This is a genomic window from Gryllotalpicola reticulitermitis (assembly GCF_042651345.1).
Taxonomy (GTDB): domain Bacteria; phylum Actinomycetota; class Actinomycetes; order Actinomycetales; family Microbacteriaceae; genus Gryllotalpicola; species Gryllotalpicola reticulitermitis.
Window position 1 is genome coordinate 365,788 of sequence record NZ_JBHSCN010000005.1, and the last position, 20,321, is coordinate 386,108.

19 protein-coding genes are annotated in these 20,321 nt (G+C 69.7%); 6 read left to right on the forward strand and 13 right to left on the reverse strand.

Annotated features, from left to right (window positions below; translation table 11 throughout):
- Positions 1–22: 22 nt before the first annotated feature.
- From ACFOYW_RS08895 to ACFOYW_RS08920, 6 genes are read right to left on the reverse strand one after another with little or no spacing between them, the layout of a single operon-like run.
- Positions 23–1,012, reverse strand: coding sequence for a hypothetical protein (locus tag ACFOYW_RS08895; protein WP_390228546.1), 990 nt, complete (start codon positions 1,010–1,012; stop codon positions 23–25).
- Complete coding sequence (locus ACFOYW_RS08900; protein ID WP_390228547.1) at positions 1,009–2,277, reverse strand: sensor histidine kinase; 1,269 nt, start codon at positions 2,275–2,277, stop codon at positions 1,009–1,011. The genes ACFOYW_RS08895 and ACFOYW_RS08900 overlap by 4 nt, the downstream gene beginning before the upstream one ends.
- On the reverse strand, positions 2,264–2,923 hold the full coding sequence (locus ACFOYW_RS08905) for a response regulator transcription factor (RefSeq protein WP_390228548.1): 660 nt from the start codon (positions 2,921–2,923) through the stop codon (positions 2,264–2,266). Before ACFOYW_RS08905 ends, ACFOYW_RS08900 begins: the two co-directional genes overlap by 14 nt.
- 60 nt (positions 2,924–2,983) lie before the next feature.
- Complete coding sequence (locus ACFOYW_RS08910; protein WP_390228549.1) at positions 2,984–4,279, reverse strand: class I SAM-dependent RNA methyltransferase; 1,296 nt, start codon at positions 4,277–4,279, stop codon at positions 2,984–2,986.
- A gap of 55 nt (positions 4,280–4,334) precedes the next feature.
- A complete protein-coding gene (locus tag ACFOYW_RS08915; RefSeq protein WP_390228550.1) occupies positions 4,335–4,577 on the reverse strand; it encodes an acyl-CoA carboxylase epsilon subunit in 243 nt (80 codons plus the stop codon).
- Positions 4,574–6,187: an acyl-CoA carboxylase subunit beta gene (locus tag ACFOYW_RS08920; protein ID WP_390228551.1), complete on the reverse strand. Its 1,614-nt coding sequence runs from the start codon at positions 6,185–6,187 to the stop codon at positions 4,574–4,576. Before ACFOYW_RS08920 ends, ACFOYW_RS08915 begins: the two co-directional genes overlap by 4 nt.
- 63 nt (positions 6,188–6,250) lie before the next feature.
- On the opposite strand from ACFOYW_RS08920, the gene ACFOYW_RS08925 reads away from it, so the two are divergent.
- The 3 genes from ACFOYW_RS08925 (at position 6,251) to ACFOYW_RS08935 (ending at position 8,837) form a co-directional block, all read left to right on the forward strand.
- Positions 6,251–7,045 (forward strand): biotin--[acetyl-CoA-carboxylase] ligase, encoded by a 795-nt coding sequence (locus tag ACFOYW_RS08925; RefSeq protein WP_390228552.1) that lies wholly within the window; start codon positions 6,251–6,253, stop codon positions 7,043–7,045.
- 6 nt (positions 7,046–7,051) lie between these two features.
- Entirely contained in the window at positions 7,052–7,627 is a 576-nt protein-coding gene (locus tag ACFOYW_RS08930) for a PH domain-containing protein (RefSeq protein ID WP_390228553.1), read from the forward strand.
- A gap of 76 nt (positions 7,628–7,703) precedes the next feature.
- Positions 7,704–8,837, forward strand: a complete 1,134-nt coding sequence (locus ACFOYW_RS08935) for a 5-(carboxyamino)imidazole ribonucleotide synthase (protein ID WP_390228554.1) — start codon at positions 7,704–7,706, stop codon at positions 8,835–8,837.
- A 141-nt stretch (positions 8,838–8,978) separates the two neighbouring features.
- Here the strand turns inward: ACFOYW_RS08935 and ACFOYW_RS08940 are convergent, their stop codons facing one another.
- Positions 8,979–9,812: a hypothetical protein gene (locus ACFOYW_RS08940; protein ID WP_390228555.1), complete on the reverse strand. Its 834-nt coding sequence runs from the start codon at positions 9,810–9,812 to the stop codon at positions 8,979–8,981.
- Positions 9,813–9,940: 128 nt separating this feature from the next.
- On the opposite strand from ACFOYW_RS08940, the gene purE reads away from it, so the two are divergent.
- Positions 9,941–10,444 (forward strand): 5-(carboxyamino)imidazole ribonucleotide mutase, encoded by a 504-nt coding sequence (gene purE, locus ACFOYW_RS08945; protein ID WP_390228556.1) that lies wholly within the window; start codon positions 9,941–9,943, stop codon positions 10,442–10,444.
- 48 nt (positions 10,445–10,492) lie between these two features.
- Here the strand turns inward: purE and ACFOYW_RS08950 are convergent, their stop codons facing one another.
- From ACFOYW_RS08950 to pseB, 5 genes are all read right to left on the reverse strand, one after another.
- On the reverse strand, positions 10,493–11,653 hold the full coding sequence (locus ACFOYW_RS08950; protein WP_390228557.1) for a glycosyltransferase family 4 protein: 1,161 nt from the start codon (positions 11,651–11,653) through the stop codon (positions 10,493–10,495).
- Positions 11,654–11,682: 29 nt separating this feature from the next.
- Positions 11,683–12,510 (reverse strand): class I SAM-dependent methyltransferase, encoded by an 828-nt coding sequence (locus ACFOYW_RS08955; protein ID WP_390228558.1) that lies wholly within the window; start codon positions 12,508–12,510, stop codon positions 11,683–11,685.
- Positions 12,511–12,587: 77 nt separating this feature from the next.
- Entirely contained in the window at positions 12,588–13,604 is a 1,017-nt protein-coding gene (locus tag ACFOYW_RS08960) for a hypothetical protein (protein ID WP_390228559.1), read from the reverse strand.
- A gap of 44 nt (positions 13,605–13,648) precedes the next feature.
- Complete coding sequence (pseC, locus tag ACFOYW_RS08965) at positions 13,649–14,782, reverse strand: UDP-4-amino-4,6-dideoxy-N-acetyl-beta-L-altrosamine transaminase (RefSeq protein WP_390228560.1); 1,134 nt, start codon at positions 14,780–14,782, stop codon at positions 13,649–13,651.
- Between the two features lies 1 nt (position 14,783).
- Positions 14,784–15,773, reverse strand: a complete 990-nt coding sequence (pseB, locus tag ACFOYW_RS08970; protein ID WP_390228562.1) for a UDP-N-acetylglucosamine 4,6-dehydratase (inverting) — start codon at positions 15,771–15,773, stop codon at positions 14,784–14,786.
- A 77-nt stretch (positions 15,774–15,850) separates the two neighbouring features.
- Between pseB and ACFOYW_RS08975 the strand changes: the two genes are divergently transcribed.
- Positions 15,851–16,588, forward strand: coding sequence for a cytidylyltransferase domain-containing protein (locus ACFOYW_RS08975; RefSeq protein WP_390228563.1), 738 nt, complete (start codon positions 15,851–15,853; stop codon positions 16,586–16,588).
- Positions 16,585–17,607, forward strand: coding sequence for a hypothetical protein (locus ACFOYW_RS08980; protein ID WP_390228564.1), 1,023 nt, complete (start codon positions 16,585–16,587; stop codon positions 17,605–17,607). The genes ACFOYW_RS08975 and ACFOYW_RS08980 overlap by 4 nt, the downstream gene beginning before the upstream one ends.
- Before the next feature lie 14 nt (positions 17,608–17,621).
- Here ACFOYW_RS08980 and ACFOYW_RS08985 read toward each other — a convergent pair whose 3' ends face one another.
- Positions 17,622–20,276: a hypothetical protein gene (locus ACFOYW_RS08985; RefSeq protein WP_390228566.1), complete on the reverse strand. Its 2,655-nt coding sequence runs from the start codon at positions 20,274–20,276 to the stop codon at positions 17,622–17,624.
- Positions 20,277–20,321: the final 45 nt, after the last annotated feature.

Genomic DNA, 20,321 nt, shown 5'->3' on the forward strand with positions numbered 1-20,321 from the left:
CGCCCCCGGGAGCCGAATTGGTTTAAGCCCCGCGAATCTCCAGCCACAGCGTCACGTCGTCCTCGTCGTCGCCGCCCGCCGCTCGCAGGCCGACGACCGTGACCGCGACCTCCTCGGCGCGGGGGACCGAGCGCACGATGAGGGTGTCGGCATCCGCCGCGCTGATCGCCTCGGCCAGACGCCCGAGAACCGCGCCGCGCGCGTCGTCGCCGAGTTCGTCGAGACCGCCCTCGTCGAGCAGGCTGACGGACGCCCCGCGCCGCCGCGCCTGGGTGACGGCGGCTCGCACCGCGTCGTCGAGCAGCCCGCGCCCGCGGATCTCATCGCGCATCGTCGCCTCGAGCAGCAGACATTCGGTGCGCTGCTCCGCACTCAGCCGGCCACCGGACTTCACGATCTCGGTGAGCAGCGGCTCGGCCATCGTGTAGGTGTGTGAGAGCCTGCGCTGCCGCTCGACGACGTGCGCGTCGTACGCCGCACGCCATTCGGACGCCACACGTTCCACCTGCGCGAATCGCTCCGCATCGTCGGCGGTCGAACGCACCGCGAACATCACCACGTTCGCCGCGAGCACCCACACCGCCGAGCCGACGACCCCGAGCGGGCCCAGCGACCCGAGACCGCCCCAGCACACGGATTGCAGGAGAAGGAAAGCGACGCCCGCCCACGCGAACGCGTCGCGGCCGCGCACCATGACGATCGTGAGAAGCGTGCCGACCGCGGCGATGTACCACGTGGCGTACCCGTTGGAGGCGTGGGGGTCGAGCTGGCTCGAGACGGCGAGCGGGATCGCGATCGCGACGGCCAGGTCGAATGCAGCGATCCAGACGGGGAGCCTGCGCACTCGCGGCCGCAGCAGGCTGACCGTGATCGCGACGGCGAATGCCACGAGCGAGCAGATGGTCGGCACCGGGGACGTGGGCACGTCGAGGGTCGAGAGGCCGAGCACGATGTGATAGGTCGAGAACAGGATCGCGAGGCAGATGATCGCGGTGCGCGACAGTGAGATCATGCGAGCACCCCGCCCTCGGCGGGAGCGGATGCCTCGCCCGCGCCGTCGAGGTGGGCAGGCCACCGCAGCGTGATGCTCGTGCCGGCCCCGGGTGCCGACTCGATGACCGCGGTGCCGCCGACGATCTCCATGCGCCCCACGATCGAGTTCGCGAGCCCGAGGCGCCGGGGGCCGACGCGGGCGATGTCGAAGCCGACGCCGTCGTCCACGATCGTGATCTGCACGCCGCCCGCGCCGTCGTCGCCGAGGCCGCGCATGGTGACGGTACGGCTCACCTCGTGACCGCCCGCGTGCTGCGAGCTGTTGAGCATCGCCTGCACCGTCGCGGCCTGCAACGCCTCGGCCGCGACCACCGGAATCGCGGCGGCCAGCAGCCCGTGCGTCGCGAAGCGGGCCTGGTGCAGGGTCTGCGCGGTCGCGGCACGGATGCCGGACAGCAGGGTCCAGGCATCCGTCACCTCTGCCGAATGGGGTGCCGGCAGCGGCTTCGACGACGAAAGGTGACCGAGCGCGTCCTGAGCCATGCGCGCCGCGAGCTGCTCGGCATCCGGCGTACGCGCCCCGGCCGCGGCGAGCAGGGTCGCCAGCACGCTGTCGTGCACGAGCGCGTCGACCTCGACCCGCTCCGCTTCGCCGAGGTGCTCGCGCACACCGTGCTCGTAGCCGTCGAGTGCAGCGCGCTGGGCCACGTCAACCCGGGCCGCGGCCCCGCGAAGCATCGTCGCGATGGTGAGGATGACGCTGCCCACGATCGCGGAGTACACGGCGTCGAGCACGGCGTTGTCCGTCGGGGCGGAGGTGCCGAGCTCCCACATGACGACGCCGAACAGGGCCGGCGCGATGATCGCGTAGGCGGCGGCGACCCACGTGGGCATGCCGACTGCCGCGTACGCGGAGGCGACAGTGCAGAGCATCCACAACCACGGCGTGCCGTCGACACGCGTGCCCGACGCCGTCAGCGGCCAGAGCACGACGACGAACAGATAGAGCACGGCGAAGCCGCTGGTCGCGGTTCGCACCCCGCGCCGCAACGCGGCCGTGACGACCGCCGCGAGCAGCCCTGCACAGACGAGCCCCGCCTGGATGCCCGCGAACGGCTGCATGAGCTGCACCTGCTGTGCGAGGAGCTGCGGAATCACAAGCACGCCGAACACGACGCCGAATCCCACGATCGCGCGCGAGACCATCGTCTCGATCCGCGCGCCCGTGAACGGATGCCGCGGCGGCGGGGGCAGAGCCGAGAACGGCTCGTCAGAGCTGGACATTGCTCGCGTCGCCGGCGAGTCCGGGCAGAATGCCGTCTTCGACGGCCCTGCGGAGCAGGTCGACCTTGGTCGGTGCCGGGCGGCCCACCTCGACGTACTTGACCCGGATGCGGTCGAGGTACTCGCGCGCCGTCGAGTGCGCGATGCCGAGCTGACTGGCGACCGCCTTCAGCGGCAGGCCCGAGGCGTAGAGATGCAGGACGTCCCGCTCGCGCTGCCCGAGCTTCGCCCGGGCGAAGTCGCTGTCGGCGTCGATGGCGCTCGCCCATTCGAGGTTGTTGAGCACGCCGCCCTCGGCGACGGTACGGATGGAGTCGATGACGCGACCCGTCGGCGCAGACTTCGGGACGACGCCCGCCGCGCCCGCCGCGAGCGCCTCGCGCACGGCCTGCACGCGGTCGGCGATCGAGTGCACGAGCACGGCGGAACCCGCCTCGCGCACCCGCCGCACGTTGTCGGTGACGCTGGACCCGTCGCCGAGTGAAAGATCGAGCACGACCATGTCGGCGGGATGCGTCGTGAGCATCGGCAGCAGAGCGTCGACGGTGGCGGCCTCACCGGTCACCACGAAACCGGCGTCGACACAGGACGCGCGCAGCCCGATGCGCACCGACTCGTGGTCGTCGACGATGGCGACAGTCACCATGGCCACAGCCTAGCGCCGGCCCCGTGGGGGACCAGCCGCCAGAACGGGCCACACGACGGGCTAGTCGCGTGACAGGCGGGCCACGAGCTCGACGTGGTGCGTGTTCGGGAACAGGTCGAAGGCCTCGAGCGAACGGATGGCGTAGCCGGCCGCTGCGAAGGCCTTCGCGTCGCGCGCGAAGGCGACCGGGTCGCAGGCCACGTAGACCACCTGGGCCGGCTCGGTGCTCACGAGCTCGGCGACGACCTCCGTTCCCGCGCCGGCCCGCGGCGGGTCGAGCACGATCGTCGCGGCGCGCTGGCGGCCCCGTTCGGTCGCCGTCGCGTTCTCGGCGCGCCCGCGGACCCACTGCTCGACGCGACCCGTCACGGCGCGAGCCCCCACCCACTCGGCGAGGTTGCGCGCCGCGAAATCGGTCGCGGACTCGTACGACTCCACGCTCGTGATGCGGGTCGCCTGCCCGAAGCGATCGCCGACGGCCGCCGCGAGCAGGCCGACCCCGCCGTAGAGGTCGAGGTTCGCGGCACGCGGGTCGAAGGCATCCGCATCGATCGCGCGCTGCACCGCACCCGTGAGCGTCGCCGCCGCAAGACGGTGCACCTGCCAGAATCCGAGCGCCTCGAGCGCGAACTCGCGGTCGCCGACGCGCTCCGTGATCGCGGCGAGCGGGGGCCGGCTGCCGTCTCGCGCCGTGACGATCTGAAGAGGGCCCTCAGCGGGTGCGATGAGGTCGACGGATGCCGCGTCGCCCAGCCTCTCGGTGAGCGGTGCGATCGCCGCCAGCTCGGGAACGGCGAGTGGCAGCGAGGAGACCGGGATCACGGTGTGCGAGCGTGCTGCGTAGGGGCCCACGGTGCCGTCGGGGGCGACGTGAAGTGTCACTCGGGTGCGCCAGCCGGTACCGGCCGCGTCATCGCCGCCGGGCAGCGCCTGCACAGTGAAGTCGGGTGCGTCGTCGATGCGGCCGATGCGCGCGAGCGCGTCGGCCGCGACCTGTCGCTTCAGCTCGCGCTGGTGGGCGAGCTCGATGTGGCCGAACTCCGCGCCGCCCGCACGGCCCTCGGGGTCGCGCGTGACGGAGGCCTCCGACCACACGTGCTCCCGACGATGCGGGCTCGCCTCCAGCACCTCGAGCGTGTCGGCGCGCCAGAAGCTCGACTTCGCCTCGGTGACGCGGGCGCGCACCCGCTCGCCGGGGATCGCGTCCGCCACGAACACGACGCGCCCCTCGTGCCGGGCGACCATGATGCCGCCGTGCGCGACGCCCGTGGTCTCGAGCTCGACCTCGGTGCCGACGGCGGGGTCGTGGGCGACAGCGCGAGGCGGGTTACGGCGGCGAACGGGGCGCGAAGGCATCCGTCAATCGTCCCACGCGGGCCCTGGACGGCGCTCGGGTCGGGCAGGGCCCGGGTCAGAGACCCTCGGCCGTGAATCCGCACCAGCCGCCGACGAGCGGCTGCCGCAGCGATCGCGCCGATCGGGCCCACGCTGACGGCGCCTGCTGCTCGACAGTGGGGCCGGCCGCGAACGACTGCTCGCGCAGCGCAGCGGTGAGCACGACGGTCGCGGCGGCGACCTCCTCGGGCGTCAGACCCTCGGTCACGAAACGGATGCTCGCAGCCGCCTCGCGCTCATCGAATGCCGGAGCCGTCACAGCGGAATGTTCCCGTGCTTCTTCGGCGGCATCGACGACCGTTTCGTGCGAAGCGACCGCAGCGCCCGGATGATCGACACCCGCGTCGCGGCCGGCTCGATCACCGTGTCGAGAGCGCCGCGCTCGGCGGCGAGATACGGCGACGCGACCTCATAGGCGTAGTCGCTCGCGAGCTTCTGGCGCAGCGCCTGCACGTCTTCGCCGCGCTCGCGCGCGTCGGAGATCTGCGCGCGGTACAGGATATTGACCGCACCCTGCCCGCCCATGACCGCGATCTCGGCGGTGGGCCAGGCCAGGTTGATGTCGGCGCCGAGCTGCTTCGACCCCATCACGATGTATGCGCCGCCATAGGCCTTGCGCGTGATGATCGTGACGAGCGGAACGGTGGCCTCGGCGTAGGCGTACAGCAGCTTCGCGCCGCGGCGGATGACGCCGGTCCATTCCTGGTCGGTGCCGGGCAGGTAGCCGGGAACGTCGACCAGCGTCACGATCGGGATGGAGAACGAGTCGCAGAAACGCACGAAGCGCGCGGCCTTCTCGCCGGCGTCGATGTTGAGCGTGCCGGCCATGGCGTTCGGCTGGTTCGCGATGATCCCGACCGAGCGGCCCTCGACGCGGCCGAAGCCGATGACGATGTTCGGCGCGAACAGCGGCTGGATCTCGAGGAACTCGCCGTCGTCGACGATGTGCTCGATGACCTGGATGACGTCGTACGGCTGGTTCGGCGAGTCGGGCACGAGCTCGTTCAGCTCACGGTCGAGGTCGGTGATCTCGAGTTCGGGCTCGACGTCGTAGATCGGCGCATCGGTGAGGTTGTTGTCGGGCAGGTAGCCGAGCAGGGTGCGCGCGTAGTCGAGCGCGTCGCTCTCGTCGCGCGCGAGGTAGTGGCTCACGCCCGAGAGCTTGTTGTGAGTGAGCGCACCACCGAGTTCTTCGAAGCCCACGTCCTCGCCGGTGACCGTCTTGATCACGTCGGGACCCGTGACGAACATGTGGCTCGTCTTGTCGACCATGATCACGAAGTCGGTGAGCGCGGGGGAGTAGACCGCGCCGCCCGCCGCCGGTCCGACGACGATCGAGATCTGGGGGATCACGCCGCTCGCCGCGGTGTTGCGGCGGAAGATCTCGGCGTACTTGCCGAGGGCGACGACGCCCTCCTGAATGCGGGCGCCCCCCGAGTCGAGGATGCCGATCATCGGCACGCCCGTCTTGAGCGCGTGGTCCATGACCTTGATGATCTTCTCGCCGGCGACCTCGCCGAGCGAGCCGCCGAAGGTCGTGAAGTCCTGGCTGAAGATCGCGACCTGACGGCCGTTGACGGCGCCGACACCGGTGATCACCGCGTCGCCATAGGGCCTGCGGTTCTCGAGGCCGAAACCGGTCGAGCGGTGGCGCACGAACTCGTCGAACTCGACGAAGGTGCCCGGGTCGAGCAGGTTCAGGATCCGCTCGCGCGCGGTCAGCTTGCCCTTGCCGTGCTGCTTGGCCGCGCTCGCCTCCTCCTTCACCGTGACGGCCTCGTTGTAGCGGTTCGTCAGGTCGGCGATGCGCCCCGCCGTCGTGGCGAGATCGGGGCCGGAGGTCTCGGGGTTCGTGGCTTCGTCGGTCACGGTTTCACCCTACCTTTGCCCCTCGGGCAGAACCCCTTGAGGGATTCCTACAAGAATGGGACCGTGACGCTTCCTGATCTGCCGCGCGCCCGCCGGGTCGCCTCGCGGCTCGTCGTCGCCGCACGCGTCGCTTCGACGAACACCGAGCTCCTCGAGCAGGCATCCGCCGACCCGGCCGCGTGGCCGCATCTCGCCGTGCTGGTCGCTGATGAGCAGACGGCCGGAAAGGGGCGTCTCGGCCGGCAGTGGCAGGCGCCGCCCGGCACGAGCCTCGCGATGTCGGTGCTGCTGCGCCCCGACCAGCTGCCCGGGAACCTGCCGATCGGCGCACTCGGCTGGCTGCCGCTCTTGGCCGGCGCCGCGATGAGGCGCGCGGTCGCCGCGCAGGGCGTGAACGGCGCGGAGCTCAAGTGGCCGAACGACGTGCTCATCGAGGGGCGCAAGGTCAGCGGGATCCTCGCCGAGCTGCTGCCGGACGCGTCGGGCGTCGTCGTCGGCTCCGGCGTCAACCTGACGATCCCGGAAGACGAGTTGCCCACCCCGACCGCGACCTCGCTGCTGCTCGCCGGAGTCGAGAGCCCCGACGTCGATGCGCTCGTCGCCGACTATCTCACGGCGTTGAACACGTTCGTCTACGAGCTGGCTAACGCGGGCGGCGATGCGGATGCCTCAGGCATCCGCTCTCTCATCGCTCGCGAGTGCGCGACGATCGGTCGCGATGTGCGTCTCGAGCTGCCTGACGGCACCGTTCGCACCACCCGCGCGACGGGCCTCGACGACGCTGGACGTCTCATGGTGATAACGGATGCCGGACCCACCGCAGTCTCCGCTGGCGACGTCACCCACCTGCGGTATTAATTGCTCATGGCCCGCCCCGTCGACCCCCGCTCCTCGGCGGCCCAGACGGGTTCCGTCGCGGCGCCCGAGCGGGTCGTCGCGCGTCTGCGGCCGCACGCGCGCGAGCTGTTCTGGCCGTCCGTCGCGCTCGTCGTCGCGGCGTTCGGGTACGGGTACCTGGCGGAGCGCTTCGACCAGCCGCTGGCGCGCGGGGCGATCCTGTTCGGGGTGCTGCTGTGGACGCTGGTGTTCTTCCTGCTGCCGTATTTCGCGTGGCTGTCGCGGCGGTTCATCATCACGACGAGACGCATCGTGATCCGGCGCGGGTTCTTCGTGCGCCGGCGCCAGGAGCTGCTGCACAGCCGCGGCTACGAGGTGGAGCTGGCGCGCGGTCCGCTGCAGACGATGTTCAGCTCCGGCAACCTGCGGATCACGGTCTCGGGTGAGACGGTGCTCATCATGCGAGACGTGCCGAAGGCGCGCACAGTGCAGGTCGCGCTGCATGACCTGATGGAGAACGCGGCGAGCCTGCAGTCGACTCAGCGCCAGGTGATGCAGTCGCCGACGATCACGCACCAGACGACGGTGTGGACAGGTCGCTGAGCCGCGTCGCGCAGATCTTCTCCCCGGTAGCGTTGATCGCATGCACAGCGCTGATCACATGCCCGCGGTTGATCACATGGCCACCACTGTCGGAGTGATCGGCGGGGGGCAGCTCGCGCGAATGATGATCCCGCCCGCCGTCGAGCTCGGCGTGACGATCAAGGTGCTCGAAGAGACGCCCGGCATGTCGGCAGAGCTCGCCGCGACGGGCGTCGGCGACTACCGGGACCTCGAGACCGTTGTCGCGTTCGCGAAGACCGTCGACGTGATCACCTTCGACCATGAGCACGTGCCCCAGCACGTGCTGCGCGCGCTCGTCGACGCGGGCGTGCCCGTGCACCCCGGCCCCGACGCGCTGCTCTACGCGCAGGACAAGCTGCTCATGCGCCAGAAGATCACCGAGCTGGGCCTGCCGTCACCGGACTGGGCGGCGATCGAGAACGCTGACGAGCTCGGGGCCTTCCTCGACGCGCACGGGGGCCGCGCCGTCGTCAAGACTGCTCGCGGCGGCTATGACGGCAAGGGCGTGCGCATCGTAGATGACAGGAACGGGGCGGATGACTGGTTCACCGCGCTCGCCGAAGACGGCCGCGGCGGCGCGTTGATCGTCGAGGAGCTCGTCGACTTCGTGCGCGAGCTCGCGCAGCAGGTCGCGCGTCGTCCGTCCGGACAGATCGTCGCGTACCCGGTCGTCGAGACCGTGCAGAAGGGCGGCATCTGCGCCGAGGTGATCGCGCCCGCGCCGAACGCCGGCAGCGCCATCGCCCAAGCCGCGCGGGACATCGCTGTGCGGGTCGCTGAGGGCGTTGGCGTGACAGGCATGCTCGCGGTCGAGCTGTTCGAGACGCGCGACGGGCGCGTGCTCGTCAACGAACTCGCGATGCGCCCGCACAACAGCGGCCACTGGACCATCGATGGCGCCGTCACCAGCCAGTTCGAGCAGCACCTGCGTGCAGTGCTGGATCTGCCGCTCGGCGAGACGCGCCCGCGCGAGGCGTGGACGGTCATGATCAACATCCTTGGCGGCCCGGCCGGCGCGAGCCTGCAGTCACGCTATGCCGAGGCGTTCGCCGCGCACCCGGCGGCGAAGCTCCACGGCTACGGCAAGGAATCGCGCCCCGGCCGCAAGGTCGGCCACGTCACCGTCGCGGGCTCCGAACTCGACTCGGTCCTCGCCGACGCGCGCGCGGCGGCGGCGCTGTTCGACTGACCTGGGCGCGCCGGCGCTCTTCGCCGGACCCGGGCTTGGCGGTGGCCTCCCTGTTCCACTGACCCGGGCGCTGCACGAGCGGGTAGCTACCGAAACACTGTCATGAGGGAACACTTTTGGCTCCGTGTCGAAAGTGTTCCCTCATGACAGTCTTCGCAGGGCATCCCCGACCTCCGGCGGAAGGCCGGCGCGAACGAGGCGAGCGCGCACGCGCGCTGAGACTCTGGTGAGCACGGCGGCCAGCTGAGGGGCGGTGAGACCGGCGAGCTTGTCCGGAACCGCGGCTGCGCTCCTGCCGGAACGCAGGAAAGGGCTGGGCGCGTCGCCGGCGCGCGACGTGACAGTCGTCGACGTGTTGAGGACAGAGCGCGACGCGATCGCCCGGGCGTGAGCTGTTGCGGCACGCGCCAACAGGGCTTCGAACACCGCGATCGATTCGGATGACGTGAGACACGTGCCCAGCGCTTGGGCGAGCGCTTCCTCGAGTGGGAGTTCGAGTCGGCTGATCGGCGATCCGCGACGGAAGGCGTGGCGCGCATCCTCAAGGGTCACAACGGGGTAGCGGCGCCGCGCCCAATGGGCGCGGACGCCCTGAGGCTCGGCCCATCGGCGAGCCGAGGCGCGGCCGTCACCGGGCCGGAACCGGAGATGCACGCCGGCAACGCCCGCGGCCGCCGCAGGCTCATCGAAGGTGCCATCGGCGCGTCGCTGAACAGCGGCACTGACGGGCAGGCCGTGGCGCGCGAGCACTGTCACGCAATCGAGCAGCGCACCGACTCGGGCGGCAGTGAGAGCATCGTCATCAAGGTGAGCGCAGACGTACACATCTGAGCGCGGGTGGCGGATGACTGCGCTGGGGCTCGAGATACGAAAGGGCGCGGCCGACGTGTCAGCGCCCAGCACGTGCCGCGTCAGCTCTCGGTAGCTCGCGAGGTGACCGAACGGAGAGAGCAGGGTGTGCCGCAGTGTGTGCATGGCCGCCACTGTGCCGCAATGGAGCAATGCGCGTCGTGGCTGTCCACACCGCAGCCTGTCCACACGGCGGCTGTCCACACCGCAGGCTGTCCGCACCCCGGCTGTGAGCGCGGCCATAGCATGGGGGCATGCCGATCAGCACTGCGCCCACCGTCGCCATCATCATGGGGTCGGACAGCGACTGGCCGACGATGAAGGCGGCAGCCGAGAGCCTCGACCGCTTCGGCATCGCGTATGAGGTCGAGGTGGTCTCCGCGCATCGCACGCCCGACAAGATGGTCGCGTTCGGGAAAGAGGCCGCCGGGCGAGGCATCCGTGTCATCATCGCCGGCGCCGGTGGCGCCGCGCATCTGCCCGGCATGGTCGCCGCGGTCACGACGCTTCCGGTCATCGGCGTTCCGGTGCAGCTCGCCCGGCTGGACGGTCTCGACTCGCTGCTGTCGATCGTGCAGATGCCTGCGGGCATCCCGGTGGCGACGATGGCGATCAACGGGGCCGCGAACGCCGGTCTGTTCGCGGCGCGCATTCTTGCCTCGGGCGATGCCGAGCTCACCGGGAAGGTCGCGGGGTACGCGCGCGAACTCGAGGAGCTCGTGGAGCAGAAGAACCAGGCGCTGATCGCCGAACTGTGACGGCTCGGCGCGGGAACACGTGCCGGAGCCTGCGCCCGCGCAACCGGCCTACAGCTCGGCGTGCAGCTGCCAGACCTGGGCGCCCGACGCCGCCCAGCTGAACGCCTTCGCGCGGTCGCGGCCGAGCACCGTGAGCGCCGCGGTGTCCGCCGTGCCGTCGAGGACGCTGCCGACGGCGGCCGCGAGACGCTCGGCGTACGTGGTGCCGGGATCCGCGCGGGCGACCGAGATGCCGGCCCCGCCCGCCACTTCGAGGTGCGCCGGCGCGTCGGAGTGCACGAGCGGCGTGCCGAAGGTGAGCGCCTCGAGCGCGCCGAGCCCGAATCCTTCGGCGAGGCTCGGGGCCACGTACGCGGCCGCGCGCGAGAGCAGCAGCGCGAGATCGGAATCGGACACGGTGCCGAGCGGGCGCACCCGGCCCTCGGGAAGACCCGCGAACATCGCCGCCTCGGTGATGCGTCGCCCGCGCCACGCGTCGTCGCCGACGATCAGCAACGGAGTGGACTGGAAGTCGGGCAGTGCCGCGGCGCGGATCAGCGCATCGATGCCGGTGCGCGGATCCATCGAACCCGACGCCAGCACGAAACGCTCGGGCAGACCCAGCCAACTCGAGCGGACGTCCGGCTCGTCGGGCAGCGTGAGGGCCGCGCTGATGCCGCCCGGAATGACCCGAACGCGCTCGCCGAGCGGGATACGATCGGCGAGGTCGGCGGCGACCGCATGCGTCGGAACGACGATCGCATCGGCGAACCTCGCGGCGCGGCGCGCCATGCGCTTCGTCCAGTCGGCTTCCGCACGACCGATTGAGGCCGGGTGGGTCCACGCGATGGTGTCGTGGACGGTGACGACCACCTGGGCCGATTTCGCCGCTGAGTTGCGGCCCTGGCGTGCGAGCGGGGCGAGCAGGCTCGGAGCGTGGATGAGTCCGTGCGGCGCCCCCACGCGAGAGCCCGTCGCCCACGCCGTAGCCAGCGCGCGGCGGGCAAGCGGAGCGGTCGTGCTGCGCGTCGCTCCCGGGAACTGTGCCGTGGCATCCGCCAGCTCGTTCCCGCGCCGCGCCGCGAACAGCAGCTCGACGTCGCAGCCCGGGGGTGCGGCGGCGATCAGTGCGCGGGTCAGCTCGCCGGCATAACGGGCCAGACCACTGAGACGGATGCCGGCGGAGGGGCGCGCGACGGCGTCTTCGGCGATCGCGCGCAGAGTCGTCATGGTGTCGACCGTAGCAACCCCACCTGTGCTCAGGACTGAGTGGCGGGTTTCTGCGCGGCGGCGAAGAACGACGAGCCGAATGGCAGGTCGGTGCGCGCAATCAGGGCGGCGTCGAGTCTGCTCGCGCCGAGGAGCAGCCGGTTCTGCCAGGGGCTCGGCTGCGGCAGTACGGGAACCGCATTCTCGTCGGTGTACGACTTGTGGGTGATCGCGTCGGTCAACTTCCGGCCGAGGCGTTCGGCGGCGAAGAAGGGGAACACGCCGGCGAAGGCGTACGTCGTCCTGACCACGTTGAAGCCGCTTCGGACCAGCGCGTCGATCGCTCGCCCCTTCACATACCGGCGCACGTGGCCGCTCGCCACGTCGTGCGACGACCACGCCCACTGATACGTGGGCACCGCCATGAGGAGGTAACCGCCCGGCTTGAGCAGACGGTAGATCTCGTCCAACGCGCGGTGCTCGTCTACGACGTGCTCGATCACGTCGAACGCGCTGACCACGTCGAAGGTCTGGTCGGCGAACGGGATGTCGGTCACACTGCCGACGACGTCTCCGGCCTCGAGGTCGAGACCACGCGGATCGAGGTCCATCGACGTCTTGTTGGCGAGTGCGCCCATCCACGCACTCGACGGCGCGTCGGCGGACCCCACGTCGAGCACCCGACCCCCGATGGGCACGTAGCGACGGAAGACGCGCTCGAGGAGCTCGCTACGCACCGTGTACCACCAGTACTGCTTGTTATCGAGCGAGGCGGAGCCGATGACGTCCGCGGGGATGGCGCCGCGCTCAGCGACGGGAACTCCCGCATGGCTCTGAGCGACGGACGCGGACGCGTCGTCGTGATGGGCGGCAGGCACAGGCAAAAGCTAGCCGCCGAGGGCCGGTCGACGCAACGCGGCTGCCGATGGCACGCGCGGCGGGCGTGCAGGCTTCACTAAGAGCTCGTCGCCGGCACGAGCGGGTCAGCCAGCAACTCGTCGCCGCGGGGGAGCGCAGGCAGCCTGCCCGGCAGATGGCTCATCGGATGGCGGAGAAACGCCAGCGGGTCCGCCGAGGACCCGGCATCCTGCGCGCCAGCCGGTCGCTGCACCAGGCCGAGCACGGCGCCGGCCTTTCGAACCGGTGCACCCGCCCAATAGTTGAGGAGCGGGCCGGGCGAGTGATGATCCCACCCCAGGGCCTCGCGAAGCGCCGCGGGCTCGAGCAGGTGCGACTGGCCGAGCTCGGCTAAGGCGATGCGCTGACGGATGCCTGCCGCAACCGCTTCGTGGAACTCGGGCCAGAGCGCTCGAGTGCGCTGCGCGACCTCCGAGCCGAGGTCTCCGAGGGACACCTCAGGCCCATAGATCGCCGTGTCGGTGCCTTCCGCCGCTGCGTAGACGACGGCCGTGGAAAGCAGGTTGGACACGACGCGCCGGCTGGATCGGACGAGCTTCAGGACGCGGCCGAGGAACAACGGATCTCGGCGCGATCCGGCGCTGACAACGGTGTGCCCGAACTGCGTCCAGACCCGTCGCTTCTCGGGCTGGTCGAGGTCTTCGGGGTGCAGGCAGATGACGCTCGGCCCTTCCCGTCCGGCGAGCTCGCGGGCGAATGCCTGATCGTCGCCCCCGATCTTGACCAGTCTGGTGTCGTGAACCGGGAACACGACGGCCCGGTCACTCCGCTCGACTCGGGACCCTGCGGTGAGCGCGCTCAAGTAGAGAAACGGTGCACCGATCGCCGTGGTGGGGAACGGGTCGCGTGCTGCGTCCCACCCCCGCGCGGCATGGCTCCACACGAGGCGACGGGCGGTGCGGGGCAGGCGGGCGAAGTCCGCGAAGTGCACGAGGGACGGCGAGTAGACCGTCCACCCGTGCTGCACCAGCCCGTCGATGTGACGGATCGACGGCAACCCGGCGTGCAGGGCTAATGCCGCGCTGTGTCCGTAGTAGTGGTTCTGGATGTCCATGGGTGTGCGACGGCGCGTCTCAGCCGTGGCCGCAGCCGCGGCCGCTAGACGCCGATCGCGTGGCTCACGGCCTCGATCACGCGCTCGACGTCGCCGTCCGTCAGGCCGGGGAACATGGGCAGCGAGATCTCGCGGCGGTAGTAGTCCTCCGCAACGGGGCACTGACCGCGCTGGTAGCCGAGATCTTCGAACACCGGGTGCCAGTACGCGGGGATGTAGTTCACCTGAACCCCGATGCCCTGCTCGCGCAGCGACTCGAAGATCTCGCGACGCCGGTCGGCAGGCACGCGCAGCGGGTAGAGATGGAAGGCCGGCGAAGCACCCGCGGGCACGAACGGGGTGTCGACCCCGTCGATACCCGCGAAGGCGGTGTCGTAGCTCGCCTTGACCTCAGCGCGGCGTGCCACGAACGCATCGAGGCGCGTCAGCTGTGAGGTGCCGAGCGCTGCGAGCACGTCGGGCAACCGATAGTTCAGCCCGAAGCTGTGCACCTCCTGGTGCCACGGACCCTCGTCGGGATAGCGCTGCAGCGCCTTGTCACGCACGAGGCCGTGATTCTTGAAAGCCCGCGCACGGGTCGCCAGCTCGTCCGACGCGGTCACGACGGCGCCGCCTTCCGCCGTGGTGAGATTCTTCGTCGGGAAGAACGAATACGTCGTGATGTCGGCGAGCGACCCCACCGGCACGCCGTCGAGTGTCGAGCCGATCGAGTGCGCGGCGTCCTCGAGGAAGAGGATGCCTTTTCGGGCGCCCAGGTCCCGAAAGGCGGCCGCGTCGACGGGCACGCCCGCATAGTCGACGGCGGCGACGACCCGCGTGCGGTCGGTCACCGCGGCCTCGGCGGCGGCCGGGTCGAGGTTGCCGGTGCGCGCGTCGACGTCAGCGAACACGATCTTCGCGCCGTGCAGCGCGGCCCCCGCCGCGGTGGCGACGAAGGTGAGCGGCGTCGTGACGACCTCGTCGCCGGACGTGATGCCCGCGGCGGCGTAGGCGACGTGGAGCGCGGCGGTGCCCGAGGTGACCGAGACGGCGTGCGCCACGCCGGCACGCGCGGCTACCGCGGCCTCGAACCGGTCGACCTCAGGGCCCGTCGTCAGCCAGTCGCTGCGCAGAACGGCGGTGGCGGCGGCGACGTCGTCGTCATCGATGGACTGACGGCCGTACGGGAGCATCGCCATCTCAGAGGCCGCCGTTGACGATGTCGGCGATCTGCTGCTGCGTGTACCACTGGTCGTTCATGTTGGAACGGTACGAGAATCCGTCTTCGACCGGCACGCTTCCTTCGGGCGCCCGATAGCCCCACGTCGCGAGGTCGGGCTGAATGATGAAGTACTTGCCGTCGCGGATGACGACGGCGCGGCGCCCCTCCTCGGGACTGATCATCTCTTCGTGGAGCTTCTCGCCCGGGCGAAGGCCGACGTCGGTGAGCTCCGCGCCGGGCACGACCGCGTGCGCGAGGTCGGTGACCTTCATCGACGGGATGCGCGGAACGAGGAGCTCGCCGCCCTGCATGAGGTCGAAGGTGTCGATGACCATCTGCACGGCTTGCGGCAGCGTGATGAAGAATCGGGTGCAGCGCAGGTCGGTGATGGGAAGCGGCTTGCCCTCTTCGCCGAGCTTGCGGAAGAACGGAATGACCGAGCCGCGGGAGCCCATGACATTGCCGTACCGAACGACGGCGAAGCGCGTCGGGTAGGCGGCCGCGTAGTGGTTCCCGGTGATGAAGAGTTTGTCGGCGGTCAGCTTCGTCGCACCGTACAGGTTGATCGGGCTCGAGGCCTTGTCGGTCGAGAGTGCGACGACCTTCTTCACGCCGGCGTCGATCGACGCCTCGATGACGTTCTGGCTGCCGAGCACGTTCGTCTTGACGAACTCGAACGGGTTGTACTCCGCGGTGTCGACCTGCTTCAGCGCTGCGGCGTGGACGACGTAGTCGACACCGTGCAGTGCGCGGGCGAGACGACGCTCGTCGCGGATGTCGCCGATGAACCAGCGCAGGCGCGGGTCGTTGTTGAAGAGATTGCGCACCTCGTACTGCTTGAGCTCGTCGCGCGAATAGACCACGATGCGGCGGGGATTGTGGTTGTCGAGCACCTCGCGAAGAAATGCCTTGCCGAAGGAGCCGGTTCCACCAGTCACCAGGATCGAAGCACCGTTGAAGAGCGACATTCAGCTCATTTCCGTAGTCGTCTGACATGCAGTCGCCGCCGGGAAGCCTCGGCGGCGGTAGGTGTCATTATTTCATAGTGACTGAAGCACACGTTGTAGCCGTGATCCAGGCGAGAATGGGGTCCTCTCGGCTCCCCGGAAAGGTGCTCCGGTCACTCGGTGGCAGACCGGTCCTCGGGTGGATGGTGCGGGCGGCCCGCGCCGCCGAGGGAATCGATGACGTCGTCATCGCGACGTCGACCGCACCGGGCGACGATGCGATTGCCGAGCTCGGCGCAGAGCTCGGCGTCCACGTGGTCCGCGGCAGCGAGGACGATGTGCTCTCTCGCTTCGTGCAGGCCCGCGCCGAGACGGGCGCCGACGCGATCGTGCGGCTCACGGCCGACTGCCCGCTCGTCGATCCCACTCTGATCTCCAAGATCGTGGCGCTCTGGCGCTCGGACTCGAACCTGGACTGGGTGTCGTCGACGCTCGTGCGCACGCTTCCGCGCGGCCTCGACGTCGAAATCGCCTCGGCGTCTGCGCTCGCCGTGGCGGATGCCGAGGCGCGCGACCACCACAGAACCCACGTGACCTCGTACCTCTACGCGAGCGAGCGCCAGTTCCGCACGATGGGCATCGTGGTGTCCCCTCCGGCCAACGACCTGCGTGTCACCCTCGACACGGCTGAGGATGCCGCCGCTATCGAGAGCATCGTCGCCGAGCTCGGAGACGCCGCACCCGCGTGGGCCGACGTCGTCGCGTTCCTTCGGGCGCGCCCGGACGTCACCGCGCTGAACGCGGGCGTCCAGCAGAAACAACTGGCCGAGGGATGAAGACGGTCGTCGTTCGGTGCGACGGCACTCCTGAGGGCGGCCTGGGACATCTGGTCCGCGGCATCTCGGTCGCGGATGCTGCTCGGCAGGCTGGGTGGTCGGCGCTGATCGCCGGCGACGTGACGTCGCCGTTCGGCCGCCGACTCGTCGCCGACGCATCCGTGGAGGTCGTGCCCGTGCCGCGCGGGCGCGGCGAGCTCGTGACCCGCTACGGCGCCGACGTCGTTCACGTCGACGACTACGACGAAGACGGCGATGCCCTGCAGGAGGTCCGCCGCAGCGGAGCCGTGCTCTCGTCGATGGAGGACGGCCCGTTCGGGCGACGAACGGCCGACGTGGCGATCGATTCGACGATCGACGCGGAATCGACGCACAGACCGGCCGATGGGAGCAGCATTCTGCTCCGGGGAATCGAATTCGCGCCGATGCGTGAGGGGATCCGACGCGCTCGGCAGCAGCGCGACGAGGCGCCTGTCGCGCCGACCGAAGGCGGCATCGAGGTCGTCGTCGTCCTGGGCGGTTCGGACGCCACGGGGTCGGCGGCCGTCGTGGCCGCAGTGTGCGCGCGGACCGCGGGGGTGAGGAGCGTCACCGTCGTCGCTCCGACGTCCGGCTGGGACGGCGTGCGGGCCGCCGCCGGGCCCTCGGTGCACCTGGTGGAACCATCCGCGGATTTCCCGGCCCTCGCTGCGGCGGCCCAACTGGTCGTCAGCGCGGCGAGCACGACGGCGTGGGAACTCGCCTGCATCGGTGTCCCCGCCGTCGTCATCCCGGTCGTCGACAACCAGTTCATCGGGTACGAGGCGATGCTTCGCCGCGGCCTCGCCCGCGGGATCGGCACCATTCGCGAAGTCCGGGACGATCCAGAGCGGGCCACGCAGAAGCTCGGGGCCCACGTCGCCGAGCTGATCGGCGGCAGCAGCTGGGCGGCTGCGGGGCGTGACGTCGTGGACGGCCTGGGCGCGCAGCGGATCGTGCGTTCGTGGGAGCTGCTTCGCGGGCGGCACTGGGCCGGGTAGTCGGCCGGGCCCGGTCAGTGGATGCGGTCGAAAAGCGCCGCCAGCTCCGGATCGTCGGTCCGCGCGAAGTCCCGAACCTTGTCGAACAGGATGGTGCTGGCGCTGAACTGGTCATAGTTCAGCGTGCTGGTCCGGGTGTACGGATTCCGGACGCCCACGGCATCGCTGCCCATGTAGTGCAGGAAGCAGATCGCGCGATCGCGCATGGTGTCGCCTGCGTTGACGAGCGTCGGGTCGGTCAGCATCCGGTGATATTCGTCGCGTGAGGCCGGTCGCGTGAAACCGATCGGGTAGTCGTAATGCCCCCATACGTCGCACACCAAGACGGGCACGCCCCACGCCGCCAGTTCTACCGCACTCGTGCCGTTCCACAGAATGCCGAGGTCGATCTGCTCCTCGAGGTCAGCGATGCTGAACATATTGTGCGGAAGGTAGACGACGTTCGTGCCCAGCTGCGTTGTGATGAGGTCGCGCAGTGTGGGCACGACATCTGATGTCATCGTGAGGCTCTTCAGCGATTCGTGCGGGTGCGGCTTGATGAGCAGCAGCACGTCGTCGCGAGAGTTCACGTAGCGAACGGTGTCGGTGATCCAGTCGCTCATGTCGGCGTGGCACACACCCTCGGTGTACTTGACGCCGAGGTCGTAGATCACCTTTCCGATGACCAGCAGCACCTTCTTGCCTGAGGCCCTGGCCTCGCGAATCCGGCTCAGCACCGCTTCCCGCTCGGCGGAATCGGCGGCGGTCTGCGACCGCTTCGCGGTGAGCCACTGCGTCGCCTGCTGTCGCAGCTCGGGCAGCCGGGCGGCGTTGTCGTCCACGTAGCGCTCGAAGCCCTCCTTCGTACCCAGGAAGGAGTTCCGCGAGAGCGGGTTACGTGTCAGGTTCAGCGCCGTGAGCGTCTCGGTACGGGCATCGCCGATGTTCTTGAAATAGTTGTCGTAACCGGCGGATACGGCCACGAATTCGACATCGTCACGGTATCCCTCGGCCTCGCAGAAAATGCGGTAAGCACCATTCTGGGGGTAGTGCGAGGCGTTGGCGACAAAGCGCACCTTCTTGCCCTCCCGCCGGGCCCACGCGGCGACCTCTTCGCAGTACTTCAGTACATGGTCCATATAGGTGATGTAGTGGAGGACCTTCTGCCGGCAGCAGGCGTCGGTGTCGAAGTTGAGGAAGTAGGTGAATTGATAGCGGGTGACGTGCTCGAACACCGGCTGGTAGATGTTGTACGGGCCCGCGGTGATCTTCTTGTGCGCCAGGTCGATCTTCCAATCGAAGAACCGGTGCGAGGTGCGCTCGTATCTGAGGTCGCGCGGCGCGTCGAACAGGCCGATCAGCTCATTGAGGCCTTGATCAGCAGTGGCCTCGTAGTCGGCGGCTCGAGGATTCACGGCCGCGGCGACGATGCCGCGCTTGCGGGCCTCCATGAGCACGGGCAGCGCCAGCGTGCCGTCCACCAGAGACCAGCTCTCGGGGAAGAGGTATACCGAGTCGCCGAGCGGCGGCTGGGGGATCATCGTCAAGGCGTCGGAGAAGTCGGCCCAGAAGTCGAGGTATCGCTGGGGAATGCGAAGTGCGTAGATGATGCGGAGGTTTTCGAGGCGCTCCGCCGTGGTCTCGGCACTCTCGTACGCGCTCCTCGCCTCCGCGATGAGGGCGGCCGCGTCCTGGCTCACCTTCCGGCGTGGCACGAGGCGGTCGGTGGAGGCGATGCTGAGGTTGTGCCAGCGCTGCCGAAAGCTCTCGCCCGGCACGTAGCGCGAAGAGGCCGGTCGGCCCGGCCGGTCGCCGCCCAGGCGTTGCAGGAGACGGGGCAGGCCCTCGTCGGCCTGGCCCTCGGGGCCGAGCGACGCGGCCCAGGCCCGGACTTCATTGTCATAGAGCCCGGTGTCGGCCATCGTCTGCATGAAAGCCCAGGCACCCGCCTGGGTCTGACCGTGGCAGTTCTTGATCTCGCCGCGACACCACGAAGGCAGGGCCGGCAGGTCCCCTTCGAGCTCCAGCTTGCGCAGGATGCCGGTGAGATTGGTCAGATACTCGCGCTTGCGCTGCTGCCGCCAGGCGATCGCAGCGTCGTTGCCGCCGGCGGATCGGCCGCGGCGGCGCAAGCGAGCGATCTGCGTGTCGAGGGTCTTGAGCCACTGCTTGGCCCGGCGCATGAGCGGCCTGACGTCGGTGTCGAGGCCCAGCTTGGCGGAGGGTGCGGCGAGCATTCGGTTGCACAGGGCGGCGCGGTGACAGTCGTCGAACACCTTGTCGTAGTGCCGAATCAGCTGTGCTGCCTTGCTGTGCCGGTAGATGCGCACATTGAGGAAGAGGACTTCGATCGCATAGGTCGCCAGCACGTTCTGATCGAACGCCTTCGGGTCGAGGGTGAGAGCGTGCTCGGTGAACACCGCGATCGAGGGCGCGTCCTCGCCCGAATCGTTGTGGAACGATGTGGCTACGTCCAGCGCCTTGAGGTAGTTCGTGACCAAGCTCAGCAGAGCATTGTTCGCCGAGCCGGCACGAGGCTCGACCCGCTCGAGAAGCGCCACCACCTCTGAGTCCGTGGCCATGGCGGCCGCGAAGTCTTCCCGCAGCAGGCTGTCGGCCGAGGCGTCCAACAGCCGGCTGACCCGCTCGAGCGGGGAAACGGGGCTTGGGATCGGGCCTTCGGTCGGCACGGGACTCCTTCTTGGTGACATGGCGTGATTCGGGTGGACAGCGAC